Source organism: Flavobacterium sp., assembly GCF_013822155.1.
In the GTDB taxonomy this organism is placed as follows: Bacteria; Bacteroidota; Bacteroidia; order Flavobacteriales; family Flavobacteriaceae; genus Flavobacterium.
Genome location: NZ_PNJW01000003.1, coordinates 38,425 through 64,387 on the forward strand (window position 1 = coordinate 38,425; position 25,963 = coordinate 64,387).

General features: G+C 33.6%; 23 protein-coding genes and 2 tRNA genes. 17 read left to right on the plus strand and 8 right to left on the minus strand.

The annotated features are described in order from the left end of the window. Nucleotides 1-315 precede the first annotated feature (315 nt). The 5 genes from C0512_RS01450 (at nt 316) to C0512_RS01470 (ending at nt 7,222) form a co-directional block, all read left to right on the plus strand. Nucleotides 316-1,569, plus strand: coding sequence for a DUF5103 domain-containing protein (locus C0512_RS01450; RefSeq protein ID WP_290858334.1), 1,254 nt, complete (start codon nt 316-318; stop codon nt 1,567-1,569). 20 nt (nt 1,570-1,589) lie between these two features. Next, complete coding sequence (locus tag C0512_RS01455; RefSeq protein ID WP_290858335.1) at nt 1,590-2,687, plus strand: DUF3667 domain-containing protein; 1,098 nt, start codon at nt 1,590-1,592, stop codon at nt 2,685-2,687. 3 nt (nt 2,688-2,690) lie between these two features. Further along, a complete protein-coding gene (apaG, locus tag C0512_RS01460) occupies nt 2,691-3,077 on the plus strand; it encodes a Co2+/Mg2+ efflux protein ApaG (protein WP_290858337.1) in 387 nt (128 codons plus the stop codon). Nucleotides 3,078-3,216: 139 nt separating this feature from the next. Then, entirely contained in the window at nt 3,217-4,842 is a 1,626-nt protein-coding gene (gene pruA / locus C0512_RS01465) for an L-glutamate gamma-semialdehyde dehydrogenase (protein ID WP_290858338.1), read from the plus strand. A gap of 103 nt (nt 4,843-4,945) precedes the next feature. Continuing rightward, nucleotides 4,946-7,222, plus strand: a complete 2,277-nt coding sequence (locus C0512_RS01470; protein ID WP_290858339.1) for a T9SS type A sorting domain-containing protein — start codon at nt 4,946-4,948, stop codon at nt 7,220-7,222. Nucleotides 7,223-7,280: 58 nt separating this feature from the next. Here the strand turns inward: C0512_RS01470 and rsmG are convergent, their stop codons facing one another. After that, nucleotides 7,281-7,910 carry a 16S rRNA (guanine(527)-N(7))-methyltransferase RsmG gene (gene rsmG, locus C0512_RS01475; RefSeq protein WP_290858340.1) on the minus strand — a complete coding sequence of 210 codons (630 nt, stop codon included), beginning with the start codon at nt 7,908-7,910 and terminating at the stop codon, nt 7,281-7,283. A 108-nt stretch (nt 7,911-8,018) separates the two neighbouring features. Here rsmG and C0512_RS01480 point away from each other — a divergent pair, with 108 nt between their 5' ends. Genes C0512_RS01480 through C0512_RS01495 form a run of 4 tightly spaced genes read left to right on the plus strand, consistent with a single transcriptional unit; the run spans nt 8,019 to nt 12,126 of the window. Continuing rightward, on the plus strand, nt 8,019-9,113 hold the full coding sequence (locus C0512_RS01480) for an acyl-CoA desaturase (RefSeq protein WP_290858341.1): 1,095 nt from the start codon (nt 8,019-8,021) through the stop codon (nt 9,111-9,113). Nucleotides 9,114-9,144: 31 nt separating this feature from the next. Beyond that, a complete protein-coding gene (locus C0512_RS01485) occupies nt 9,145-10,329 on the plus strand; it encodes a pyridoxal phosphate-dependent aminotransferase (RefSeq protein WP_290858342.1) in 1,185 nt (394 codons plus the stop codon). Between the two features lie 55 nt (nt 10,330-10,384). Then, the gene (gene purT / locus C0512_RS01490) at nt 10,385-11,551 is read left to right on the plus strand and encodes a formate-dependent phosphoribosylglycinamide formyltransferase (protein WP_290858344.1); all 1,167 of its coding nucleotides are present in this window, start codon (nt 10,385-10,387) and stop codon (nt 11,549-11,551) included. Then, a complete protein-coding gene (locus tag C0512_RS01495) occupies nt 11,551-12,126 on the plus strand; it encodes a Crp/Fnr family transcriptional regulator (RefSeq protein ID WP_290858345.1) in 576 nt (191 codons plus the stop codon). Before purT ends, C0512_RS01495 begins: the two co-directional genes overlap by 1 nt. A gap of 14 nt (nt 12,127-12,140) precedes the next feature. Here the strand turns inward: C0512_RS01495 and C0512_RS01500 are convergent, their stop codons facing one another. Then, nucleotides 12,141-13,109 carry a Gfo/Idh/MocA family oxidoreductase gene (locus tag C0512_RS01500; RefSeq protein ID WP_290858346.1) on the minus strand — a complete coding sequence of 323 codons (969 nt, stop codon included), beginning with the start codon at nt 13,107-13,109 and terminating at the stop codon, nt 12,141-12,143. A gap of 157 nt (nt 13,110-13,266) precedes the next feature. Here C0512_RS01500 and C0512_RS01505 point away from each other — a divergent pair, with 157 nt between their 5' ends. From C0512_RS01505 to fabD, 4 genes are read left to right on the plus strand one after another with little or no spacing between them, the layout of a single operon-like run. Beyond that, the gene (locus C0512_RS01505) at nt 13,267-13,980 is read left to right on the plus strand and encodes a pirin family protein (RefSeq protein ID WP_290858347.1); all 714 of its coding nucleotides are present in this window, start codon (nt 13,267-13,269) and stop codon (nt 13,978-13,980) included. 56 nt (nt 13,981-14,036) lie between these two features. After that, nucleotides 14,037-14,321, plus strand: coding sequence for a GNAT family N-acetyltransferase (locus tag C0512_RS01510; RefSeq protein ID WP_290858349.1), 285 nt, complete (start codon nt 14,037-14,039; stop codon nt 14,319-14,321). Between the two features lie 17 nt (nt 14,322-14,338). Beyond that, nucleotides 14,339-14,563 (plus strand): (4Fe-4S)-binding protein, encoded by a 225-nt coding sequence (locus C0512_RS01515; protein ID WP_290858351.1) that lies wholly within the window; start codon nt 14,339-14,341, stop codon nt 14,561-14,563. 40 nt (nt 14,564-14,603) lie between these two features. Then, nucleotides 14,604-15,476 (plus strand): ACP S-malonyltransferase, encoded by an 873-nt coding sequence (gene fabD / locus C0512_RS01520; protein ID WP_290858353.1) that lies wholly within the window; start codon nt 14,604-14,606, stop codon nt 15,474-15,476. 73 nt (nt 15,477-15,549) lie between these two features. On the opposite strand, the gene galE is transcribed toward fabD, so the two are convergent. Together galE and C0512_RS01530 are read right to left on the minus strand one after the other, a co-directional pair. Beyond that, a complete protein-coding gene (galE, locus tag C0512_RS01525; RefSeq protein WP_290858355.1) occupies nt 15,550-16,563 on the minus strand; it encodes a UDP-glucose 4-epimerase GalE in 1,014 nt (337 codons plus the stop codon). 44 nt (nt 16,564-16,607) lie between these two features. Then, nucleotides 16,608-17,738 (minus strand): DegT/DnrJ/EryC1/StrS aminotransferase family protein, encoded by a 1,131-nt coding sequence (locus C0512_RS01530; RefSeq protein ID WP_290858357.1) that lies wholly within the window; start codon nt 17,736-17,738, stop codon nt 16,608-16,610. A gap of 153 nt (nt 17,739-17,891) precedes the next feature. Between C0512_RS01530 and C0512_RS01535 the strand changes: the two genes are divergently transcribed. The 4 genes from C0512_RS01535 (at nt 17,892) to C0512_RS01550 (ending at nt 22,143) form a co-directional block, all read left to right on the plus strand. Continuing rightward, on the plus strand, nt 17,892-19,133 hold the full coding sequence (locus C0512_RS01535) for a glycosyltransferase N-terminal domain-containing protein (protein ID WP_290858358.1): 1,242 nt from the start codon (nt 17,892-17,894) through the stop codon (nt 19,131-19,133). Continuing rightward, entirely contained in the window at nt 19,120-19,566 is a 447-nt protein-coding gene (locus tag C0512_RS01540; RefSeq protein WP_290858360.1) for a GNAT family N-acetyltransferase, read from the plus strand. The genes C0512_RS01535 and C0512_RS01540 overlap by 14 nt, the downstream gene beginning before the upstream one ends. 22 nt (nt 19,567-19,588) lie before the next feature. Next, nucleotides 19,589-21,745 carry a S46 family peptidase gene (locus C0512_RS01545; RefSeq protein WP_290858361.1) on the plus strand — a complete coding sequence of 719 codons (2,157 nt, stop codon included), beginning with the start codon at nt 19,589-19,591 and terminating at the stop codon, nt 21,743-21,745. Between the two features lie 191 nt (nt 21,746-21,936). Beyond that, complete coding sequence (locus C0512_RS01550; protein ID WP_290858363.1) at nt 21,937-22,143, plus strand: hypothetical protein; 207 nt, start codon at nt 21,937-21,939, stop codon at nt 22,141-22,143. Between the two features lie 141 nt (nt 22,144-22,284). On the opposite strand, the gene C0512_RS01555 is transcribed toward C0512_RS01550, so the two are convergent. The 4 genes from C0512_RS01555 to mutS form a co-directional block, all read right to left on the minus strand. Continuing rightward, nucleotides 22,285-22,848: an autotransporter outer membrane beta-barrel domain-containing protein gene (locus C0512_RS01555; RefSeq protein ID WP_290858364.1), complete on the minus strand. Its 564-nt coding sequence runs from the start codon at nt 22,846-22,848 to the stop codon at nt 22,285-22,287. A gap of 125 nt (nt 22,849-22,973) precedes the next feature. Next, nucleotides 22,974-23,059 (minus strand) — tRNA-Leu (locus C0512_RS01560). Between the two features lie 38 nt (nt 23,060-23,097). Then, nucleotides 23,098-23,170, minus strand: a tRNA-Gly gene (locus C0512_RS01565). Between the two features lie 138 nt (nt 23,171-23,308). Then, a complete protein-coding gene (mutS, locus tag C0512_RS01570; RefSeq protein ID WP_290858458.1) occupies nt 23,309-25,876 on the minus strand; it encodes a DNA mismatch repair protein MutS in 2,568 nt (855 codons plus the stop codon). Nucleotides 25,877-25,963 lie beyond the last annotated feature (87 nt).

The window sequence follows — 25,963 nt, forward strand, 5'->3', positions numbered from 1 at the left end:
ATGATTATTAAATGAATTTACTTAATTGAAAACGGTGCAAATTTAAAAATTTTAAAACAATAGACATTAAGGATTAACAAATGTCTAATCGATTTTTATTTATTTATATTAATTCTAAATAAAACCCTAGATCACTTTATCTTTATATTTTAATTAAAAAAACATAACCGTTGATATTCAACCAAAAAAAAAAAATGCTTCAATGACAACCTGAGTTGATTTATAAATAAAAAACATAGAATCAAATTAAATTTGGCATCTTTTATGTAAACAAATAATATTATATTTACTTTTTTGTTTTTAACAATCGACAACATGATTCAAATTCGTCTTATACTTATTATCTGTTTTATTTCATCGTTTTTGTTCGCTCAGCCCGAACAAGAAACAAATCCGCCTTTTAACATTAAAACCATTTCTTTTATCCAAAATAATCAAAATGTTATGCCCATTTTTAAATTAGGCGAACAATTTCAATTTGTTTTTGATGATTTATATGGAGATGAAGCCAATTATTATTACACCATAACCCATTGCGATTATGATTGGACTAAATCTGATTTAAATTTAAATGAATACCTAGTTGGGCTAGATAATCAACGAATAATAACATATGACAATTCATTTAACACCTTACAAATGTATTCAAGGTACAGAATTATGTTCCCAAACAGTATTACAAAAGGATTTAAGGTTAGTGGAAATTACATCATCAACATATTAAACAATAATCAAGAAGTTGTTTTCTCCAGAAAATTCATATTATATGAAGAATTAGTTAACGTACCCATGCTGGTTAAAAATCCCCGTGATGTTAAAGATTTATATTCTAAACACAATCTGGAATTTTATGTAAAACCCGCTAATATTGTCTTACAAAACCCTATTCAAAATGTAAAAATTGTGTTGTTGAAAAACAACATTTGGCACACGGCCATTACGAATATAAAACCAATGTACACACTAGGGACTGATTTATATTATAAATATGATAAAGAAACACAGTTTTGGGCAGGTAATGAGTTTTTATATTTTGAAAACAAAGACATTCGAAATGCCGCCAACAATGTCAGAAGAATAACCCTTACCGGAATTTATAACACTTTTTTACAAACCAATTTTCCCCGGTCCACTTTAAAATATACCTATGCACCCGATGCTAATGGTGTTTTTGTTATTCAAAATATTGATGCTCGGGATGATGTAAATGTAGAATCTGATTATTCTTGGGTGTTTTTTTCACTAAGTGCTCCGACTTTTTATGAGAAAAAAGACATTTATGTAACCGGAATGTTCAACAACTACGCCTTAACTTCTGAAAATAAGATGGATTATAATAAAGAAAAAGGAGTTTACGAAAAAGCCATCATCATCAAACAAGGATTTACCAATTATGAATACACTATCGCGGATTCAAATGGGAAAGTGGACTATGAAAAGGCAATTGACGGTAATTTTATTCAAACAGAAAACAATTACACTTGCTTGGTTTATTATAGAGGTAATAATGACCGATATGATCGAATTATTGGCAGAGGAATGACCAATTCTATCTACATGACAAAATAAACAACAAATAAAGATTAAACGTGTCAACAAAGAGACTTAAAGACTACCGTGGTATTTCTTGCCTGAATTGCAATCATCCATTGGATATTTCAGATAAATTTTGTCCAAATTGTGGGCAAAAAAACACAACCAAACGATTAGCATTGAGGGATTTTATTGATGAATTTTTAGCCAATTTTTATGCCTATGATTCTAAAGTAAAACACACAATAGTTTCTTTGTTCACAAAACCCGGAAAAGCGGCTAAAGAATTTATTGTTGGCAAAAGATTATATTATGCAAATCCTTTTCGATTTTACTTAAGTGTATCTTTAATCTATTTTATTTTTAGTGGATTGGTCGAAAAATTCGGCGAAGTTGAAAACACCGATTTTACCATAGGAAATGAACAAGTGAGCATAAATGACAGTATTGCAAAATACCAAGAAAAGGAAAACTTACAAGAAAAAATAGATTCATCAACGGTAAAAAGGAAAAAAGACAGAAACAACATATTCTTCGATGAAACAAAAATAAGTGACACTTTATACACCGAAAAACAACTTGAAGGTAAAAATATTTTTAAAAGAACTTTTCTAAAGATAGACACTTATACCACTTTTTTAGAAAAATCAAAAGAAAAAGATTTTGATAAAATATTGGATACATTGAAACACGAAAACAGCAATTGGAATAAATTTTTATTGAAAAAAAGTTTTCAAGTCAACGAATTTAATAGCAAAGACGATTCAGCGGTTGAAAAATTCGCAAACTATCTAGATGAAAAACTACCTTTTATTCTTTTCATTTCGCTGCCTTTTCTAACCATTGTTTTTGCTATTATTTATTTTAGAAGTAAACTGAATTATGCAGAACATATGGTTTTTGTTTTTAGTGTTATGAGTTTTGTTTTTTTATTATTTTTTCTTGCTGAATTGATTAATTTACTGATTAATATTGACTTATCATACTTCATTCCTGTTGTATTATTATTTTACTTGTATAAAGCTTTAAGAAATTTTTATCAACAAAGCCGTTTGAAAACAATTTTAAAATTTGTACTTTTGACCTTTATGTTGCCAACTACCGCACTTTTTGTGGCGGTAATCATGGTTTTTATTGGTTTTATTTTATATTAATTTATGGTTTCACAAATAACAAGAGGCATAAAAATTTCAGTTTCAACTAGTTTTGAAGGCACGTACTTCAAGAACTATAAACTTCATTTTGCTTTTAGTTATCACATTACCATTGAAAATCATAGTAAAGATTCAGTACAACTCATGTCTCGCCATTGGGAAATTTTCGATTCTTTAAACAATGTAGAGGTTGTTGATGGAGAAGGAGTTATCGGTAAAAAACCAGTGTTGAAACCCGGTGAAAATCATACCTATAGTTCCGGCTGTTTACTCTCTTCACCCTTCGGAGCGATGAAAGGACATTTTAATATGATTAATTTTACAACCACTAAAAATTTTAGGGTTATTGTACCCACTTTTAAATTGAGTGCTCCTTTTGCATTGAATTAATTCAACTATTTCCATTTTGCTTTGTAACTTTTGTTATCAAAAATTCAAAAAAACCTTTGTACTTTTGTGTTCTAATTTATAATTCCTAAGAATTACAGGTTTTTTTTATCAATTTGTTTAATTTTAAACACACTTTATTATGTTAAAAGGTTTTTTTCATGTTCCAAAAGCGGTCAATGAACCCGTTAAATCATACGCTCCAAATAGTCCTGAAAAGACAGCTGTATTAGCTGCTTATAAAGAAATGTGGAATACTAAAATTGATGTTCCATTATACATAGGTAGTGAAGAAATTCGTACCGGTAATACTCGGAACATGAGTGCTCCACACGACCATAAACACATCGTTGGGACTTATCATTTAGCAGAAAAAAGTCATGTAGAAAAAGCTATTTCAGATGCATTGGAATCCAGAACAGCATGGGCTGCGATGCCTTGGGAACAACGTGCTGCCATTTTCTTAAAAGCGGCTGAACTGATTGCCGGTCCATATCGTGCAAAAATAAATGCTGCTACTATGATTGCTCAATCAAAAACTATTCATCAGGCAGAAATTGATGCCTCTTGCGAATTAATTGATTTTTTGCGTTTCAATGTACAATTCATGACGCAAATTTATAGTGACCAGCCATCTTCTGATTCTTCTGTTTGGAATCGAGTGGAATACCGTCCGTTAGAAGGTTTTGTCTATGCCATTACACCATTTAATTTTACCGCAATTGCAGCTAACCTTCCCGCTTCAGCAGCCATGATGGGTAATGTTGTGGTTTGGAAACCAAGTGACAGCCAAGTATTTTCTGCTAAGATTATAATTGATGTTTTCAAAGAAGCCGGTGTTCCCGATGGCGTTATCAATGTTGTTTTTGGAGATCCTGTCATGATTTCAGATACCATTTTTGAACATCCTTCTTTTGCGGGAATTCACTACACCGGTTCTACTTTTGTTTTTAAGGAAATTTGGAAGAAAATTGGAACCAACATTCACAAATACAACACCTATCCACGAATTGTTGGTGAAACAGGCGGAAAAGATTTTATCATAGCTCATCCAAGTGCAAATGTAAAACAAGTTGTAGCTAATTCTATTAGAGGTGCTTTTGAATTCCAAGGTCAAAAATGTTCGGCAGCCTCAAGAGCTTACTATCCGAAAAGTTTATGGCCGGCTATCAAGGAAGAAATGGCGAAAGAAATGGCAACCATAAAAATGGGTTCTCCTGAAGATTTTTCTAATTTCTTCACCGCTGTAATTCATGAAGGTTCATTTGACAAATTGGCAAAATACATCGATCAAGCAAAAAGCGATGCTGATGCAGAGATTTTATTTGGTGGTAATTATGATAAATCAAAAGGTTACTTTGTTGAGCCAACAGTTATATTAACTACAAATCCACATTATGTAACTATTGAAACTGAATTATTTGGCCCTGTTTTAACTGTTTACATTTATGACGATGCTAATTGGAAAGAAACTTTAAAATTAGTTGATCAAACTTCAGAATACGCTTTAACCGGAGCAGTTTTTAGCCAAGATAGACATGCTATAACTGAAGCAACTCAGGCTTTAGAAAACTGTGCCGGTAACTTTTATGTGAATGACAAACCAACCGGAGCTGTAGTAGGAATGCAACCTTTTGGTGGTGCTCGTGCTTCCGGAACCAATGACAAAGCAGGTTCTGCTCAAAATTTATTGCGTTGGGTTTCGCCAAGAACAATCAAAGAAACCTTCGTAACTCCTGAAAATTATCGTTATCCATTTTTAGGTTAATCGATTTAAAAATAATATTTTATGAAGTCCGAGCTGTTTGTTCGGACTTTTTTTTATATTTGAAAGAAGTAAACCATTCACTATCAAAACAAACCATTGGCTAATGAAAACAAAAATTACTCTTTTATCACTTTTTACTATTTTATTTTCATTCGCTCAAAATGGAAAATACGAACTATTAAAAGACAAAACAAAAACAAACATCTTATATGATCAAGTTTTTGAACTTTCTAAAATCACCACTGAAAAAAAAGAAATTATTTCATCTCTATATTTCAAACAGGTTTATCACGAAATTCAAAGAGCTGATTATATACAACGTTTACCTAAATATGACATTTTAAAAAAAGAGGCAGATAATGCTTTTTTTTCAAAACAAATTCCTTTAGCACTTTTAATTTCAGAAGTTGAAACAATCAAACCGGAAGTTTTTGAGAACCGTCAAATCACAAAAAATAATCGGGAACAACTTGTTTTAGACCCAGCAGTCTCAAATGCTTTTCAACAACATGAAATTGTATTGATGGCTCCGCTGGTTTCCAAATCAAAAAGCAAAACAGTTGAATTTATTTTGAAAGACAAAAATATTTTCAACACAACTTCCAAAACTATTCAGGCAATTTACATGAGCTTTACCGATAACAATCTTTGGTTAAGTGTTTCTGTAAATCAAGCCCTTAAAATCGATTTTAGCACATACGGCAAAAAATCAATTTCGTTTAAAATTGAATTTACAAACGGAGAAAGTAAAGTTATCAAATCAACATTTGAAATACTAGGAAATTCAAATTTGGCTAATCGAAACGGAAACGGAATTTTAGCCGAAACAATTATGGCAACAATTCCTTTTCAAGGATATGGAGAAAGTGCCGCTTATTTGGGTCAAGGCGAATATGAAATTTATTTAGACAACGTTGACCAAGTTTTAGATAAACCTATTTTTCTTGTAGATGGATTTGACCCAGGCGACACAAGAGACACAAACCTCATCTATTCCTTGCTAAATTATGGAACTTCTGGCGAAAATTTAGGCGACATCGTTCGAAACGAAGGATTTGATGTTGTCGTTTTGAATTTCCCTCAATATTCGCCTGAGGACGGAGTGATTATAGATGGGGGTGCCGATTTTATCCAACGAAATGCGATGATTTTAGTGGAACTCATCAATCAAATCAATGCTCAAAAAGTAGGTGACGAACAAAATGTAGTGATTGGCCCAAGCATGGGTGGTTTGATTTCCCGTTATGCTTTGCGTTATATGGAACAAAATCAAATGGAACACGATACACGCTTATATCTTTCTTTTGACTCCCCTCATTTAGGAGCAAATGTACCTATTGGTTTTCAACATTTATTTAATTATATGGCTTTTGGACCGCTTGGTGATGTAACATTACAAGGTGTTGTAAATGAAGTTTTCAAAAGTCCGGCTGCCAAACAAATGCTTTTGGATCATTTTGAAGGACATCTTCAAAGTGGTAGTTTAACGGAATTTAATAATTCAAACCAACTTCCTACCGGTGCTCCAAATTTCAGAACTCCATTTCAAAATGAGTTAACTGCAATGGGTTTCCCAACGGAAACGAGAAATATTGCTATTTCGAATGGTAGCGGAAACGGAGCAATGACCGGAACTCCCGGTATGTTTGTCTTAAATGATTATACCGTTGATGCCAGTTCAACACAAAGAGCAAAATTTGATGTTCGTTTTACTCCGCCTGCAGGTGTTTCAAATCAACTGGTAAGTAGGTTTAGAGCACAGCAATATATTTTATTTTGGTTAACTGTTTTTTCAAGTACCGCTAATGCCGCTTCGCCTTCAACATCATCCGGTTTAGACTCTGCTCCCGGCGGAATGTTTAACGTAGCTGATTTTGCCGCAGGCGGAAGTGGAAATCCCACTTTAGATGATTTTTTAGCAAATTTATTAATTGACAAATTTTGTTTTATCCCAACATTGAGTTCTTTAGCCATAACAAATCCAAATTGGTATACGAATGTTACCGGAAGTTCAGAAACACCATTTGTAACCACTTATGTTCCAACTGAAAACGAAGCTCACGTAACCTTAACTGAGGGAAATGTTACATTCGCTTTAAATGAAATTCTAAATCCGCCTTTAACTTTAGAACAACCTGAATTATTGAAAAACATAACAATCAAAAACCCCATACATAATAGTGTGGAAATTTTCAGTCCGTTTACTATTTCAAATGCATCGATATCCATCGTTGACGCTTCAGGAAAAAAAGTCTTTGGTCAAAAAAGTGTAACTTTTGAGGGAAATTTTCAAATACCTATTAATTTAATGAATGGTTTTTATTTCATTAAAATTGAATCCGCAGAAAAAAGCATAATCCATAAATTGATTAAAAATTAATTTATGAATATTTTTTAGCTTCGAATTCACAAATAATAGATTGTGAATTCGAAGTTTTTTATACCCTGTATTTTATTGGTAAATGAACCACTTTCTTGGTCTCGAAAAAATCTTCAGAGAAGTAATCCGATAAATTATATTGTGTAGCTTTTGGAAAATCTTTTAATTCCTCCGTCAAATCTCCTCCTTTAAGATATAAAACACCATTTTTTAGTTCGTGTTTTTGCTGCTTCTTGATTTTATCGTTTATCCAAGAGACAAAATCAGGCATATTCGTGACGGCTCTACTCACTATGAAATCAAAATCCCCTTTGACATTTTCAGCACGAATCTGTTCCGCTTTGACATTTTCTAAACCTAATGCAATCGCTACTTCATTCACAACTTTTATTTTCTTAGCAATCACGTCTATTAAATAAAATCGTGTCTCGGGAAACAAAATTGCCAACGGAATTCCGGGAAATCCACCACCGGTTCCAACATCTAAAACTGTTGTTTTGGGTTGAAATTCCATCACTTTAGCAATTCCCAGAGAATGTAAAACATGTTTAATGTACAGTTCATCAATGTCTTTTCGGGAGATAACATTGATTTTTGCATTCCAATCGTGGTATAATTCTTCCAATTTTTTAAATCGAAGAAGCTGATTTTCAGATAGATTAGGAAAATACTTTATAATTTCTTCCATATTGTGCTATTTTTAACAAAAGTAAACAATTTGGTGTTGAAATTTTATTGTTTGTTCATCGTTATGATTTATATTAATACTTACCTTTGGGGAAAATTTATAAAATACATGAATACCACAATTCCAACTTTTTCAAAACAAGACAATCTAAAGTTTTTTAGAACCCTTAATAGTCGTGTTAACAACTATTTCAAAGATAATAACATTCAAAAAACAGGTAATTGGAAACTTCACTTGAAAACAATAGTGATGTTTACTATATTCTTAACTCCTTATTTTTTCCTATTAACAATGGATATGCCTTTTTGGACCTATTTACTGTTAAATGTAGTGATTGGTGTGGGAATGGCCGGTGTGGGAATGAATGTTATGCATGATGGCAATCATGGTTCTTATTCAAACAAACCTTGGTTGAATAAAATAATGGGTGGAAGTATCTACATTTTAGCCGGAAACGTTTTCAACTGGCAAGTGCAACACAATGTTTTGCATCACACTTACACTAACATTGTTGGTCATGATGAAGATTTAGATGCAGGACGTGTTATTCGTTTTTCAAAACAATCGGAATGGAGATATTTTCATAAATTTCAACACTACTATTCTGTTTTTCTATATGGTTTATTAACTTTCAATTGGGCAATTACAACTGATTTCAAACAAATGAGAGCTTATTTGAAACGTAAATTATCTTATGGAGAACCTAAAAGTCCAAAAATTCTTTGGACAACTTTAATTATCACCAAAGTTATTTATTTCTCCATATGGTTGGTATTACCAATGGTATTAGGCATCACATGGTGGAAAGTAGTTCTTGGATTTGCTGTAATGCACTATACTGCCGGATTAATTTTAAGCATTGTGTTCCAATTGGCTCACGTTGTGGAAGAAACTACAAATCCAGTGCCAGACGAAAATGGCGAAATTGAAAACACATGGGCTGTTCACCAATTATTTACAACCGCTAATTTTGCACCAAAAAATTGGATTGTGAATTGGTACACAGGTGGTTTAAATCATCAGATTGAACATCATATTTTTCCTAATATTAGTCACGTTCACTATGGTAAAATCAGTGAAATTGTGAAAGAAACTGCCAAAGAATGCAATCTTCCTTATCACGAATTCAAAACGATGCGAAGTGCTGTTATTGCTCACTTTAAACATTTGAAAGAATTAGGTCAAGAGCCACAAATGGCATAATTAAATTTACACAACTACAAAACATACTACAATGAACCCGTTATCGGATAGGATTAATAATTTATCTACTTCTCAAACCTTGGCTATGGCAGCATTGGCAAGAGAGTTAAAAGCTCAGGGTAAAGACATCATCAGTTTAAGTTTAGGAGAACCTGATTTCAACACACCTGACTTTATTAAAGAAGCAGCAAAAAAAGCTATTGATGAAAATTACAGTACCTATTCACCAGTAGATGGTTATGCTGAATTAAAAGAAGCTATCTGTCGAAAATTCAAAAGAGATAATAACCTGGATTATAAACCGGCAAATGTTGTGGTTTCAACCGGTGCCAAACAATCCCTTTACAACATAGCACAATGCATGTTGAATGATGGTGATGAAGTAATTTTACCGGCTCCTTATTGGGTGAGTTATTACGAAATTATCAAAATGTCGGGTGGAATTCCTGTCGAAGTTCCTACTTCTGTCGAAAGCGATTTCAAAATTACACCTGAACAACTTGAAAAAGCCATCACACCAAAAACAAAAATGATTTGGTATAGTTCGCCATGTAACCCAAGTGGTTCTGTTTACAGCCGTGAAGAATTTACCGCTATTGCTAAAGTGTTGGAAAAATACCCCAACATATATATTGTTGCCGACGAAATTTACGAACACATCAATTTCTCAGGAACTTTTTGCAGCATTGCATCAATTCCGGGAATGTTTGAAAGAACCATAACTGTAAATGGAGTTGCAAAAGCATTTGCCATGACAGGCTGGAGAATCGGATATATTGGAGCACCTGAATTCATTGCAAAAGCGTGTACAAAAATGCAAGGCCAAGTGACTTCAGGAGCCAATTCTATTGCTCAACGAGCTACGATTGCCGCTGTAGATGCCGATCCGAAAGTATTGAATTATATGGTGGAAGCTTTTCACAAAAGAAGAGATTTAGTTGTAGGATTAATTAAAGAAATTCCTGGTTTAAAAATAAATGTTCCTGAAGGTGCTTTTTATGTATTTCCCGATGTTTCCTCCTTCTTTGGAAAAACGTTACGCGGTACTTTAATCAAAGACGCAACCGATTTCTCCATGTATTTGTTAGCCGAAGCCAATGTTGCAACAGTAACCGGTGACGCTTTTGGAAATCCGGATTGTATTCGATTTTCGTATGCAACAAGCGAAGAATTACTCACAGAAGCCATGCGAAGAATTAAAGAAGTTTTAGCTTAAGCATATAGTGCCTCAAGGAAACTTGGGGCTTTTTTATTCATAATTTACACAAGAAATGTCTAAAATCCTCCTACTCGGTTCCGGAGAACTCGGAAAAGAATTTGTCATCGCCGCACAACGAATCGGTCAAACCATCATTGCCGTAGATAGTTATGAAAATGCTCCAGCCATGCAAGTGGCTCATGATTTTGAAGTCATTAATATGTTGGATGGTGCCGAATTAGACAGAATCGTTGCCAAACACCAACCTAATTTTATTGTCCCGGAAATAGAAGCAATCAGAACTGAACGTTTTTATGACTACGAAAAACAAGGTATAACCGTTGTTCCTTCAGCGAAAGCGGCCAATTTTACTATGAATAGAAAAGCAATTCGTGATTTGGCAGCCAAAGAGTTAGGACTAAAGACTGCGAATTATCGCTATGCAACTTCTGCAGAAGAGTTACAAAAAGCAGTTTCAGAAGTAGGTATTCCATGTGTCGTAAAACCTTTAATGAGTTCGTCAGGAAAAGGGCAATCAACAATAAAATCAGAAGAAGATATTTCGAAAGCTTGGAATTATGCGGTAGAAGGTTCCCGTGGCGACGTGGTAGAAGTTATCGTTGAAGCCTTTGTGAATTTTCATTCAGAAATCACTTTATTAACCGTTACACAAAACAATAATTTACCCACTTTATTTTGTGCTCCCATTGGTCACCGACAAGAGCGAGGCGATTATCAAGAAAGTTGGCAACCGGCAAAAGTTTCAGAAAAAGACATTTTGAAAGCTCAAGACATGGCAAGAAAAGTAACCGAAGCCTTAGGTGGAGCCGGATTATTTGGAGTGGAATTTTTCCTAACAAATGAGGGTGTTTATTTCTCTGAATTATCCCCAAGACCACACGATACCGGAATGGTAACATTAGCCGGAACACAAAATTTTAACGAATTTGAATTGCATTTACGAGCTATTTTAAGTTTACCAATCGCTGAAATTACCTTAGAAAGAGCTGGAGCCAGTGCGGTTATTTTAGCTGCTGAAAATTCAGTCAATCCAACTTATACCGGAATTGAACAAATTGCAGGATTACCCAAAACGGATTTCAGAATTTTTGGAAAACCTACATCGAGACCCTATCGCAGAATGGGTGTTTCGTTAGTGAATGACACCTTAGAAACTCCTATTGAAAAAATTATTGAAAAGGCAAAAGAAGCCGCTCAATTGGTAAAAGTGCATGCATAATGGCATTAATTCTTGACAACATAGCAAAAATTGTATCACTCACAGAAGCCGAGCAAAATTTATTTTTGTCAAAAGTCGAAACCAAACATTTCAAAGCTAAAACCATCCTGATAAATGCCGGAGAAATTTGCAAAGAATCCTATTTTGTCAATTCAGGATTACTAAGAAGTTTTACAATCAATGACAATATCGTTGAACATGTTTTACATTTTGCATGTGAAGGCTGGTGGATTGGCGATATGTATAGTTTACTTTCTCAAAAACCCGGAAATCTTTTTATAGAGGTTATTGAAGACTCAGAAATTGTTTTATTATCCAAAGAAAATCAAGAACAATTGTATTTTGAGATTCCGAAACTGGAACGTTTTTTTAGAATCTTAACTGAAAATTCCTTGGTTGCTCATCAAGAACGATTGATGGACAATTTGAGTTTGTCGGCAGAAGATCGTTTTGAAAAATTTTGCAAAAGATATCCAACCCTTATCCAAAGGGTTCCTCAAAAACAAATCGCTTCTTATATTGGTGTAACTCCTGAGTTTTTTAGCAAAATGAAAAGTAAATTGCTTCGAAAATAAGACGAGAGTTTTACTTATTTAATTCTAATTTCATCCATCAGCTCCATTAAATCCATTGACATTTTTAAAGGCATCAAATAACTTTCTTTCAATCCTTGATACAAACATTCATTCACGTGTTCTATTTCGTGAAAATAACCATATCCTATCTTATCACTTTCAACCAATTGGTCTGCTAATCCTTCTATCATAATTTTGTGGTGACTTTGTTCATGAAAATTAGTAGGAATGATGATTCTTCCTTTTGTACCATAAATTTCACATTTGATAGCGGTAAATGTTTCAAAAGAGGAGAACAAACTTGCAGTTTCTTCATTCGTATAAGAAAGTAAAACTGTACAAGAAGCATCTACTCCTGATTTTGTATAACGTAAAGAAGACTGAATTTTAGACGGTTTACCCATTAAAAGAAGGCTCATATACAATGGATAAATTCCAATATCAAGTAACGAACCTCCTCCCAAAATTGGGTCAAAAAGTCTACTTTTTGGGTCATAATCGGCTTTAAAACCAAAATCAGCCTTAAGATGAATAATTTCTCCGATTCTACCACTCTTAATAGTGTTTTGAATAGTTAGAATGTTTGGCAAGCAACTTGTCCACATGGCTTCCATTAAAAACACATTATTTTCATTTGCTACTTGAATAATCTCTTCCAATTGAACTTTATTTAAAGCGGATGGCTTTTCACATAGGACTGCCTTTTGATTTTTTAAACACAATAAAGAATGCTCCAAGTGAAAAGAATTTGGAGTGGCAATGTAGATTACATCAACATCCTGACAAGTAGAAAGTTCCAAATACGAAGCATAAAAATAAGAAGCATGGTGTTTCTTCGCAAAGCGTTCACTTTTTTCAAAAGATCTTGATGCACAAGCTAAAAGGACTGCATTTTTACTCAAAGCTAAGTCACTAGCGAATTTTTCTGCAATTTTTCCACAACCTAAAATTCCCCATCGTATTTTCTTGTCTCTACTAATCATATCCACTATTTTAAATAAAATTAGACAATTTATACCAATGATTCCATAAACTAATAAACATTACAAGTCAAAAAGATATTTCTTAATCTAAATTAAGCGATGCTCAGAACAATCAATCGTAAATTTGTTTCATAAATAATAATAAATTCTTTAAGTTATGAAAAATACCGTTTTACACAAAGCCAATGAAAGAGGTCATGCAGACCACGGTTGGCTAAATGCTTACCACAGTTTTAGTTTTGCCAATTGGTACAATCCTGATAAAGTTCAATTTGGAGTTTTACGGGTGTTAAACGACGATACTATTGCACCAGGTATGGGTTTTGGCACCCATCCACATGATAATATGGAAATTATTACCATTCCGCTAGAGGGCGATTTAGCTCACAAAGACAGCATGGGAAATGCCGAAATTATCAAATTTGGCGACGTGCAAGTAATGAGTGCCGGAACCGGAATTCGCCACAGTGAGTTTAATCCGAATGCTGATAAACGTACAAAATTGTTACAAATTTGGTTGTTTCCAAACAAACGAAACGTGGAACCTCGTTACCAGCAAATCACTTTGGATGTGAACGACCGACAAAACAAGTTGCAACAAATTTTGTCCCCAAATCCGGAAGATGCAGGTGTTTGGATACATCAAGACGCTTGGTTTCACATGGGAAAATTTGAAAATGGAATAACCAAAACTTACACTGTTAAAAGAAAAGAAAATGGTGTTTATGCTTTTGTTATTACAGGTAGTGTGACTATTAACGGACAAGCTTTAGAAACCAGAGATGCATTGGGAATTACAGAAACTGATAAATTAGAGATTACAGCAACTTCTGATGCAGAAATTTTGTTGATGGATATTCCAATGGAATAATTTAGTAACTTTACCTGTCAGATATTTTTACTTGACAGGTTTAAAACCAACTTGCCATGAATGAGCAAATTAAACTAGAATCAAACGACAAAAATGGTTTCTTTTCTGTAGAAATTGATGGAAAAACAGAGGCTAAAATGACTTTTGTTTTTGCTGGCACAGACAAGATTATCATTGATCATACAGAAGTTAATCCGGGAAATAACGGAAAAGGATTGGGAAAAAAAATGGTGGCTGCTTCTGTTGAAATGGCTCGGGAAAAAAACTTAAAAATAATTCCGCTTTGTCCTTTTGCTAAAAGTGTTTTTGACAAAACTTTAGAATTTAGAGATGTTTTATAATCCTTACTTTTAAAACTATGGAAACTAATGAATCTAAAAAAGAATATACAAACGGAGAAATAACGGTCGTTTGGGAGGCAGGAAAATGTATTCATTCTGCCAATTGTGTTCGAAACAATCCTACTGTTTTTCAACCAAAAGAAAAACCTTGGATTAAAATCGACGGTTCCTCTTCTGAAAAAATCATGGAGACAGTTAACAAATGTCCGTCAGGTGCTTTAACATTTTACAGAAATAAATAGTATTTTTGTTTAAGTTTAATTAGACTTTAAAGTAAAAATAATGAAAGCATACGTATTTCCGGGACAAGGAGCTCAATTCACAGGAATGGGCAAAGAATTATATGAAACTTCTGCAGTAGCAAAAGAACTATTCGAAAAAGCAAATGAAATCCTTGGTTTCCGAATAACGGATATCATGTTTGAAGGAACTCCGGAAGAATTAAAAGAAACGAAAGTTACACAACCAGCCGTTTTTTTACATTCGGTAATTTTAGCAAAGACGTTAACCGATTTTAAACCTGATATGGTTGCTGGACATTCTTTAGGCGAGTTTTCCGCATTAGTTGCCAATGGAGCATTATCTTTTGAAGATGGTTTAAAACTAGTTTCTCAACGAGCCTTAGCTATGCAAAAAGCCTGCGAAATTAAGCCTTCAACAATGGCTGCTGTTTTAGGTTTAGATGACAGAATTGTCGAAGAAGTTTGCGAAGCTATTGATGGCGTTGTTGTTGCCGCAAATTATAATTGCCCTGGGCAATTAGTTATTTCAGGTGAATTTTCTGCGGTAGAAAAAGCTTGTGAAGCCATGAAAGCTGCTGGAGCAAAAAGAGCATTATTACTTCCTGTTGGAGGAGCATTTCACTCTCCAATGATGGAACCGGCAAGAGAAGAACTAGCTGCTGCAATTGAAGCAACCGGTTTTTCAAAACCTATTTGTCCGGTGTATCAAAATGTAACAGCGAGTGCCGTTTCTGATGCTGAGGAAATTAAAAAGAACTTGATTATTCAATTAACAGCACCCGTTCGTTGGACACAATCCGTTCAACAAATGATTGCCGATGGAGCAACAAGTTTTACAGAAGTAGGTCCGGGAAAAGTATTAGTTGGATTAGTAAATAAAATCAACAAAGAAGTAGAAACAATTTTGGCTTAAACAGAAAAATAAATCACAATAAAGGAACAAATTTTGAATTAAATTTGTCCCTTTTTATATTCAAATTTTTAAACTAACTTCTAATTTTTTGCTCCCATTTCCAGGCACTCGCTAAACTTTCTTCCAATGTTGATTGTGCTTTCCAACCTAACACATTATTTGCTTTATCAGTATTAGCATAAGCTGAAGTGATATCCCCTTCTCTTCTGCCAACAATTTTATAAGGTAATTTTTGACCGGATACTTTCTCAAAAGCATGAATAACTTCTAAAACCGAACTTCCTGTTCCCGTTCCTAAATTGAATGTTTCTATTTTAGATAAATTCTTTTTTTCAATTAATCGTTGTAAAGCAACGACGTGAGCTTTTGCTAAATCAACAACGTGAATATAATCGCGAACTGCTGTTCCGTCCGGCGTTGGATAATCATCCCCATAAACAGATAATTCTTTACGTAAACCAATTCCTGTTTGCGTAATAAACGGCACTAAATTTTGTGGAATACCAATTGGTAATTCACCTATTTCTGCCGTTGGATGAGCTCCTATAGGGTTGAAATAACGCAATAAAATAGCGTTAATTGAAGATACTTTGGTAACATCCGTTATAATTTCTTCTCCTATTTGTTTTGTGTTTCCATAAGGAGACATGGCCGGTTGAACCGAGGCATCTTCTGTGATTGGCATTTTTTCGGCTTGACCGTAAACAGTACAAGATGAACTGAAAATAAAATTTGCTTCCGGTTTTTGTTGTAATTCTTGTAAAATATAAACTAACGTATTAATGTTGTTTTCATAATACAATAATGGATTCTCTACGCTTTCACCTACAGCTTTTGAAGCCGCAAAATGAATGACACCTGAAACATCATGGTACTTTTTGAAAAACTGTTGAACAGCTGCTTTATCACGTAAATCCATTTGTTCAAAAAGCGGTTTTTTCCCGGTAATAGTTGTAATTCTATCTAAAACTTCAATCGATGAATTTGACAAATTATCTATTATTATAGGCTCAAAACCTACATTTTGCAATTCTACAACAGTGTGAGATCCAATAAATCCAAGGCCTCCGGTTACTAATACTTTCATTTTGTTTGGTTAAAGGTTAATTGATAAAGGCTGATACTTTAAAATTAGTTGAAAAATTCTAAAACAGAATCAGTTATAAATTTAATTTGTTCTTCGTCTAATTCTGTATGCATTGGCAGTGAAATTACTTCTTTCACTAATTGATTGGTGATTGGAAAATCTTCTTCTTTATATCGCGAATCGATATAAGCTTTTTGCAAATGCAAGGGAATTGGATAGTAAATAGCACATGGTATTCCTTTGCTAAGTAAATAATCCATTAAACCATTACGGTCGCCGTCAATAATTCTCAACGTATATTGATGAAAAACATGACAGTCACAAACATCACAAATAGTTGGAGCAATAATATTTTTATGCCCTTCAAATGCTTTTGAATATTTTCGGGCAGCATTTTGACGTGCGGCATTATACTCGTCTAATAAAAATAATTTTGTGTTCAATACTGCCGCTTGAATACTATCTAATCTTGAATTTACACCTACAACATCATGATGATATCGAACATACATCCCATGATTAACAATTCCGCGTATGGTATGAGCTAACGCATCATCGTTAGTAAAAATAGCTCCTCCATCACCATAACAACCTAAATTTTTAGAGGGAAAAAATGAGGTGGCTCCAACATGACCAATCGTTCCGGCTTTCTTTTTTGTTCCATCAGAAAAACGGCAATTGGCTCCAATCGCCTGAGCATTATCTTCAATAACATATAAATTATGTTCTTTTGCAATTTGCATAATAGCTTCCATATTGGCGGCTCTTCCAAACAAATGAACAGGAACAATTGCTTTTGTTTTTGGAGTAATTGATTTTCTAATACCCTCAAGCGATATATTCATATTCACTAAGTCAACATCAACCAAAACAGGTGTTAATTGTAATAACGCAATCACTTCCACGGTTGCTGCAAAAGTAAAATCGGCTGTAATTACCTCATCACCGGGTTGCAAACCCAATCCCATCATAGCAATTTGAAGTGCATCGGTTCCGTTTGCACAAGGAATTACGTGCTTTACGTCTAAATATTCTTCTAAATTTTTTTGAAATTCGTGAACCTTTGGCCCGTTAATATAGGTTGTTGTATCCAAAACTTCTTGAATTGAAGCATCAACGGTGGTTTTAATTTTATCGTATTGACTTTTTAAGTCAACCATTTGAAGTTTACGCATCACTTTTTCTTTTGTTTAAAGTTTAAAAGTTTAAGGTTTAAATGGCATAGCACATTTGACACCTTAAATAATAGAACAAAAGTAATTATTTAAGAAGTTATAACAATGAAAATTCTTCAAAGTGATGTATTTTAGCGACACAATTCTTAGTCTATGTTTTTTTTATATAATATATTGGTCTATTTCGCCGGATTCTTATTAAAAATCAGTGCTGTTTTTAATCCGAAAATGAAACTTTTTGTAGAGGGCAGAAAAAATATTTTTGAAACCCTGAAACAGAATATTTCCACGAATGACAAGACAATTTGGTTTCACGCTGCCTCATTAGGCGAGTTTGAGCAAGGTCTTCCGGTGATGGAAAAAATCAAAATCAAATTTCCTTCACATAAAATAATTGTCACCTTTTTTTCTCCTTCCGGATTTGAGGTCAGAAAAAACAATTCTGTTGCTGACCTTACGATTTATTTGCCATTAGATACAAAAGAAAATGCAAAACTATTTTTAGAATTAACTCATCCTGAATTAGTGTTTTTTATTAAATATGAATATTGGCCAAACTATTTGAATCAACTGAATAAACAAAAGACTAAAACCTATTTAATTTCAGGAATTCTAAGAGAAAATCAAGTGTTTTTTAAATGGTATGGTGGATTTTACAGAAATTGTCTCCAAACATTTGAGCAATTTTTTGTACAAAATGAATCTTCAAAAAAATTATTGCAATCGCTGGGTTATCAAAACGTGAAAATTTCCGGCGATACTCGTTTTGATCGCGTTGTTTCGATTTTAGAAAGAGACAATTCTTTGGGTTTTATTGAAGAATTCAAAAACAACACCACTACAATCGTTATTGGAAGTTCGTGGCCAAAAGATGAAGAATTATTGGTGAATTTCATCAATCAATCATCTGAAAATTTAAAATTCATTATTGCTCCTCATAATATAAAATCGGAACAAATTCAAGAATTAAAAAAATCAATCTCCAAAAGTGTAATTTTATTTTCTGAAAAAGACAGCAAAAAATTAAACGAATATGCTGTTTTAATTATAGATACCATTGGCATCTTAACCAAAATCTATAGTTATGCTGATATTGCTTATGTTGGCGGAGGATTTGGAAACCCGGGTGTTCACAACATTTTGGAACCGGCCACTTTTGGTATCCCAATTGTAATCGGGCCAAATTATGCTCATTTTGCTGAAGCAACTGCTTTAGTGAGCTTAGAAGGCTGTGTTTCTATTTCAAGTCAAAATGAGTTGAATGATGCCTTCTCAAATTTAATTTTGAATCGTGACATTCGTCATGAAAAAGGACATGTCTGTAGCACTTTTGTACAAATGAATAAAGGAGCAACTGCCGTTATTTTGAAGCATATCGAAAATGACTACTTATAATCCAATCTCTATTTCAGATATTGAAAACATCATTCAATTGATGGAGGAATTTTATCGCATTGACAATTACCCATTTGATAGCAAAATTTCCGAAGAACTTTTCAATCAATTCCTTGCAGATGAAAATCTGGGAAAAGCTTGGTTGATTCTACATAAAAATGAAATTGTTGGTTATGTAATTCTAACCTATGTTTTCAGTTTTGAATACCAGGGTAAAATTGCCTTTTTAGATGAATTGTACATCAGAGAAAACGCTCGTGGCAAAGGAATTGGAAAAGAAACAATTGCCTTTATTCAACAAGAAGCTCCTAAATTATCGTTAAAAATCATCTATTTGGAAGTTGAATCACATAATGATGCGGCTCAAAAATTGTATATTGCAAAAGATTTCGCCATTCATAAGCGAAAAATCATGAAATATATTGTAAACTAATCGAATACATAAATTTAGTCCTATGAAATTTTTACGCTTACTCCTATTATTTATTTCTTTTTCCACTTTTGCTCAACAAGGAGGCATGTGGATTCCCTCTTTATTAGAAGGAATGAACGAAAAAGAAATGAAATCGCTCGGCATGAAAATGTCGGCCAAAGACATTTATGATGTCAATAAATCGAGCATGAAAGATGCTGTGCCACAATTTAATGGTGGTTGTACTTCGGAGGTGATTTCCTCCAAAGGATTACTATTAACAAATCATCATTGTGGATATGGTCAAATTCAATCCCATTCAACCGTAGAAAATGACTATTTGGAAAAAGGATTTTGGGCCATGAATTTGGCGGAGGAATTACCGAATCCGGGAGTAGTAGTCACTTTTATTGTGAAAATTGAAGACATTACTGCAAAAGTTTTAGAAAACACACAATCCTTGTCTAACGAAGCCGAAAAACAGAAAAAAATTCAGGATAATATTTCCGCACTAAACAATTCTTTACCAAAAGAAAATTGGCAAGAAAATAAAATCAGAACATTTTATGACGGTAATCAATACATTTGGTTTGTAACAGAAACCTTTAAAGACGTTCGATTAGTTGGTGCACCACCTTCATCGATTGGAAAATTCGGTTCAGATACAGACAATTGGGTTTGGCCACGTCATACAGGAGATTTTTCTTTATTTAGAATTTATGCCGACAAAAACAACCGCCCGGCTGAGTATTCAAAAGACAATGTTCCTTACACTCCTAAACATTATTTTCCTGTTTCCATAAGTGGTGTTCAAGAAAATGATTTTACCATGGTTTTTGGTTATCCCGGAAGAACGCAGGAATATTTGCCTGCCGTTGCCGTGGAACAACTTGTAAACGAATTAAATCCTGCCAAAATTGAAGTCCGCGATGCCGCCCTGAAAGTACAAGATGGTTTTATGCGAAAAGACAAAGCCATTAAAATTCAATATGCTGCAAAATATGCTTCAGTTGCCAATTATTGGAAAAAATGGATTGGGGAAACGAAAGGTTTAAAGAAATCAAATGCCGTTCAAATTAAAAGAGATTTTGAAAAAGATTTCATGACCAAAGTAACTAATGCAGGCAAACAAGCGGAATACGGAAATGTACTTTCAGAATTTGAGGCTAACTATAAAGCGATTGCCCCTTATGCTTTAAGTCGTGATTATTTCATAGAGGTAGTAATGCGAAATACTGAATTATTGAGTTTTGGGTATCGATTATATCAATTAGAAACCATTTATACAACTCGCGGTGAAAAAGCATTTAATGACCGAAAAGCAAATCTGATAGAAGGTTTTGATGAATTATATAAAGATTTCAATGCCAATGTAGATGAAAAAGTAATGGAGCAACTTCTAGAAATTTATGCGACCAAATCACCAAAAGAATTTTTACCACAGGAATTCGTGAACCAAGATTTAAAAGCTAAAACTTCCGAAATTTTTAAAACATCAAAATTGACCAATTACAATGGACTGAAAGAATTATTAAATGGTGATGCAAAAACGGTATTGGAGTCTATGAATAAAGACAGTGGATTTGTTTTTGTGAAAATGTTAGCTGAAGCTTACACTAAAAATGTTGTTCCAAAATATGAGGAATTAAATTTGAAAAATACTGCTTTGCAACGCACGTATATGAAAGGAATTTTGGAATTAAGCCCAAAAGAAGCCAGAATATTTCCGGATGCCAATTCAACTTTACGAGTAACATATGGAAAAGTGAAAGGTTATGCTCCAAGTGATGCAGTCTATTATAGTCCTGTTACTTATTTAGACGGAGTGATGGAAAAATATATTCCCGGTGATTATGAATTTGATGTTTCCCAAAAATTAATTGATTTATACAATAAAAAAGATTTTGGCATATATGGTGAAAATGGAAAATTACCTGTCAACTTTATTGGAACAAATCATACAACGGGTGGAAACTCAGGTAGCCCGGCTATCGATGCATATGGAAATTTAATTGGATTAAATTTTGACCGCGTTTGGGAAGGAACCATGAGCGATATTTATTATGACCCTGCCATTTGCAGAAACATTATGGTAGACGTTCGTTATATTCTTTTTGTAATAGATAAATATGCCGGAGCCAAGTATTTAGTTGATGAAATGAAAGTTGTACATCCAAAAAAGAAGAAAAAAACAAAGTAAAAAGGAATATTGATTTTTCAAACGCTAAAACGTCAATTTTTAAATCAGAATTATCTTAGATTGACTTACTCAAACGTTTGAAAAACAAATAGTTTATTTTTTTTAAAAATATTTTACTAAAATATTTTGTTGAACCAAAAAATTTATATCTTTGCCCTGAATTAATAATTAACCTTTTATAATTTAGTAAGATGAAAAAAGTAATTTTAAGTTTAGTATTTGTTGCTGCTTTAACAGTAGTATCTTGTAAAGAAAAAGAAGCTGAAGTAACTGAAGAAGTAGTAACTGAAGAAGTTGCTGCTCCTGTTGTAGAAGAAGCTGCTCCTGTAGTTGATTCTGCTGCTGCTGCTACTACTGAAGCTCCTGCTGAAGCTCCAGCTGCTACACCAGCTCAGTAATTAGTAGTAAATACTAAGAAAAAATCAATCCTGAACAATGTTCAGGATTTTTTTTGTTTATAGAAGTTTGCCAAATTTAAAAAGCTCCATTAAATAAACTAATGGAGCTTTTTTATGTGTGAAAATGAATTAACTTATTATCTAAAATGTATAACCTACTTTTATACCAAATCTACCTGCCCATTCATCAACATTTTTATTGTCAATAAAACCTGATCCATCCATTTGTATAACCCATTGTACACCAACACTTGGGTCTACTGAGAAATTTTCCCCAAATTTAAATTTGTAACCTACCGTTGGACTAAAAAAGCTAAAATAAGAATATGTCCCTTTATATGTAACTCCTCCTTCAACTTCCTCAAACTTAATATTACCGTAAGCCAACGTATTTTGAGAATAAACGCCGGAATCTTTTTTATTAAAATAACCTCTACTGCCTAATTCAATAACATATCCATCTCCGTTTGACTCATAACCGCCCACTTCATAGGTCATGGTTCCGTAGGCAACTTGCAAAATAGATGAGGATCCACCAGTGCCATACATGTTTCCATAATTCAACTCAAAACTTAAACCATAATGAGATGGCTCTGAAAATAGATAATAGGGAGAAACTGTAATATTAGATTGCTTATTTTCGTTTTCTTGAGCAACCGCTGTAATACATAAAAAAAGTAAAACTAAAGATGTAATTTTTTTCATAATAGATAGATTTTAAAATAGTTAATATTCTCAAATGTAGAAAAAAATATCACAATTTGTAAAATTAGATTTGAAAATTTCATTATGAAAAACAAAAAAGCTCCAAACATAGTTTGAAGCTTTTGTACTCAAGGCGGGACTTGAACCCGCACGAACATTACTGTTCACTGGATTTTAAGTCCAGCGTGTCTACCAATTCCACCACTCGAGCCTGATACAAATAAAATTATTTGTACTATTAGGTAGTTGAGCGAAAAACGGGACTCGAACCCGCGACCCCGACCTTGGCAAGGTCGTGCTCTACCAACTGAGCTATTTTCGCATTCAAATTTTTATAAGAACAGCACCACTTGTTCAGTAATGCGGATGCAAATGTACTATAATTATTTACTTTTACAAGTGTTTTTTTGAAAAAAATCAAACTGTAAAAGTAACTTTTTGAATGCTAATTCAATAGCGATTACTTTTTAATCAACATTCTTTTGATTTCATTCAATTTCATCAATGCTTCAACCGGAGTTAAGGTATTGATGTCAATGTTTAAAATTTCCTCTTTGATTTCCTCTAATAAAGGATCGTCTAAATTAAAAAAGCTGAGTTGTAATTCATCTTTACTAGATTTTATACCGGATAATTCCTCACTAGAATGATTTTTTTCTAATTTCTTTAATATTTTCTGAGCCTTTTGGATAACTGTTTGAGGCATTCCGGCCATCTTTGCTACATGAATTCCAAAACTGTGAGCGGTACCGCCTTTTACTAATTTTCTAATAAAAAGCACTGTATCTTTTAATTCCTTGACAGAAACATTAAAATTATGTACCCGTTCAAATGTCACTTCCATTTCATTTAATTCGTGATAATGGGTTGCAAATAAGGTTTTTGGTCGATTAGGATGTTCATGCAAATATTCAGCAATAGCCCACGCAATTGAAATGCCGTCATATGTACTGGTTCCTCGTCCAATTTCATCCAATAAAACCAAACTTCGTTCGGAAATATTATTCAAAATCGAAGCGGTTTCATTCATCTCTACCATAAAAGTTGATTCGCCCATCGAAATATTATCGCTTGCTCCTACTCGGGTAAAAATCTTATCAACAATTCCCATGCGTACAGCTTCTGCTGGAACAAAACTTCCCATTTGGGCCAATAACACAATTAAAGCCGTTTGACGTAAAATAGCCGACTTCCCAGACATATTAGGCCCGGTTATCATAATAATTTGTTGAGAATCTCTGTCTAAAAAAACATCATTGGCAATGTAAGGAACACCAACGGGTAATTGTTTTTCAATCACCGGATGTCTACCATTGGTAATCTCTAACTCATATGAATCATCCAAAATAGGTCGAACATACTTATTATCTATGGCCAATTGCGTGAAAGAATTCAAACAATCCAATTGAGCTATCAAACCGGCATTTAACTGAACAGGTTTTATGTATGTCCCAATCCAAATGACCAATTGTTCAAATAATTGTGTTTCTATGAGATGAATTTTATCTTCAGCTCCAAGAATTTTTGTTTCGTATTCCTTTAATTCTTCGGTGATATATCGTTCTGCATTCACCAAGGTTTGTTTTCTGATCCATTCGGGCGGGACTTTATCTTTGTGTGTATTTCGAACTTCAATATAGTATCCAAAAACATTATTGAACGATATTTTTAAGGAAGATATTCCTGTTCTTTGTGATTCTCTACTCTCTATTCCTTCTAAATATTCTTTCCCGGAGGTAGAAATCGCTCTTAACTCATCTAATTCAGCGTTAATCCCTTTTGCAATAGCATTCCCTTTGTTGATGGAAACCGGAGCATCGGGATTCAACGTTGTTTTGATTTTTTCACGTAATAAATCACAACTGTGCAAGCTATCGCCTATCGCTCTCAAGGATTCATTTGAGCTGGCTAGGGCCAAAGTTTTAATTGGAATAATTGCATCTAACGAATAACACAAATTCATCACTTCACGAGGAGATACTTTTCCGGTTGCAACTTTTGATATCAATCGTTCTAAATCAGAAATTTGCTTAATTTGATATTGAATTTGATGTAGCACTTCTGAATTTTCTTTTAAAAAAGAGACTACTTCATGTCGGGATTGTATTTTGATTATATCTTTTAATGGCAAGGCCAGCCATCGCTTTAAAAGACGAGACCCCATTGGCGAAAGCGTTTTGTCAATGACATCCAATAATGTTACAGCATTAGGATTTGTACTATGGTATAATTCTAAATTTCTTATTGTAAAACGATCCATCCAAACATAAGCATCTTCTGCAATACGCTGAATTGACGTAATGTGTTGAATTTTATTATGTTGGGTTTCTGACAAGTAATACAAAACAGCTCCCGATGCCACAATACCTTCTTGTAAATCTTCGATGCCAAATCCTTTTAAAGAATTTGTTTGAAAATGTTTTGCCAATACTTCCTTGCCATAATCTTCATTATAAACCCAATCTTCAAGAAAAAAAGTATGGTAATCTTCCCCAAAAACTTCTCTGAAATGTTGTTTATGATTTTTGGTGACTAAAATTTCACTGGGTATAAAATTTTGCAATAATTTATCGATGTATTCCTCATTTCCTTGTGCCGTTAAAAATTCTCCGGTAGAAACATCTAAAAAAGAAATTCCAATTTGTTTTTTTCCAAAATAAACCGAGGCCAAAAAATTATTTGATTTAGACTGTAAAACTTCATCGTTCATTGAAACTCCCGGAGTTACCAATTCAGTTACGCCTCGTTTCACAATTGTTTTAGTCATTTTTGGATCCTCTAATTGATCACAAATGGCCACTCGAAGACCCGCTTTAACCAATTTAGGCAAATAGGTATTTAAAGAATGATGAGGAAAACCAGCCAAAGCTGTTTCAGTTTCAGAACCTGCTCCACGTTTCGTTAAGACGATGCCCAATATTTGCGAGGCTCTAACCGCATCTTCGCCAAAAGTTTCATAGAAATCCCCTACTCGAAATAACAAACAAGCATCTGGATACTTTCGTTTGATTTCGTTGTATTGTTTCATTAAAGGAGTTTCCTTAGGCTCTTTGACGATAGTGGCTTTGGCTGACAAGTTGATTGGTTTTAGGTTTGGATTCAAAAATACGGAAAT

Coding starts and splice junctions, on each gene's coding strand:
- rsmG (WP_290858340.1), bottom strand. CDS start 7,910: ATGGAAGAAATTATAAAGTATTTTCCTAATCTATCTGAAAATCAGCTT.
- C0512_RS01450 (WP_290858334.1), top strand. CDS start 316: ATGATTCAAATTCGTCTTATACTTATTATCTGTTTTATTTCATCGTTT.
- C0512_RS01515 (WP_290858351.1), top strand. CDS start 14,339: ATGGAAACTAATGAATCTAAAAAAGAATATACAAACGGAGAAATAACG.
- C0512_RS01510 (WP_290858349.1), top strand. CDS start 14,037: ATGAATGAGCAAATTAAACTAGAATCAAACGACAAAAATGGTTTCTTT.
- apaG (WP_290858337.1), top strand. CDS start 2,691: ATGGTTTCACAAATAACAAGAGGCATAAAAATTTCAGTTTCAACTAGT.
- C0512_RS01535 (WP_290858358.1), top strand. CDS start 17,892: ATGTTTTTTTTATATAATATATTGGTCTATTTCGCCGGATTCTTATTA.
- C0512_RS01530 (WP_290858357.1), bottom strand. CDS start 17,738: ATGCGTAAACTTCAAATGGTTGACTTAAAAAGTCAATACGATAAAATT.
- C0512_RS01505 (WP_290858347.1), top strand. CDS start 13,267: ATGAAAAATACCGTTTTACACAAAGCCAATGAAAGAGGTCATGCAGAC.
- fabD (WP_290858353.1), top strand. CDS start 14,604: ATGAAAGCATACGTATTTCCGGGACAAGGAGCTCAATTCACAGGAATG.
- C0512_RS01545 (WP_290858361.1), top strand. CDS start 19,589: ATGAAATTTTTACGCTTACTCCTATTATTTATTTCTTTTTCCACTTTT.
- C0512_RS01555 (WP_290858364.1), bottom strand. CDS start 22,848: ATGAAAAAAATTACATCTTTAGTTTTACTTTTTTTATGTATTACAGCG.
- pruA (WP_290858338.1), top strand. CDS start 3,217: ATGTTAAAAGGTTTTTTTCATGTTCCAAAAGCGGTCAATGAACCCGTT.
- C0512_RS01550 (WP_290858363.1), top strand. CDS start 21,937: ATGAAAAAAGTAATTTTAAGTTTAGTATTTGTTGCTGCTTTAACAGTA.
- purT (WP_290858344.1), top strand. CDS start 10,385: ATGTCTAAAATCCTCCTACTCGGTTCCGGAGAACTCGGAAAAGAATTT.
- C0512_RS01470 (WP_290858339.1), top strand. CDS start 4,946: ATGAAAACAAAAATTACTCTTTTATCACTTTTTACTATTTTATTTTCA.
- C0512_RS01500 (WP_290858346.1), bottom strand. CDS start 13,109: ATGATTAGTAGAGACAAGAAAATACGATGGGGAATTTTAGGTTGTGGA.
- C0512_RS01540 (WP_290858360.1), top strand. CDS start 19,120: ATGACTACTTATAATCCAATCTCTATTTCAGATATTGAAAACATCATT.
- C0512_RS01485 (WP_290858342.1), top strand. CDS start 9,145: ATGAACCCGTTATCGGATAGGATTAATAATTTATCTACTTCTCAAACC.
- mutS (WP_290858458.1), bottom strand. CDS start 25,876: ATGAAACAATACAACGAAATCAAACGAAAGTATCCAGATGCTTGTTTG.
- C0512_RS01480 (WP_290858341.1), top strand. CDS start 8,019: ATGAATACCACAATTCCAACTTTTTCAAAACAAGACAATCTAAAGTTT.
- galE (WP_290858355.1), bottom strand. CDS start 16,563: ATGAAAGTATTAGTAACCGGAGGCCTTGGATTTATTGGATCTCACACT.
- C0512_RS01495 (WP_290858345.1), top strand. CDS start 11,551: ATGGCATTAATTCTTGACAACATAGCAAAAATTGTATCACTCACAGAA.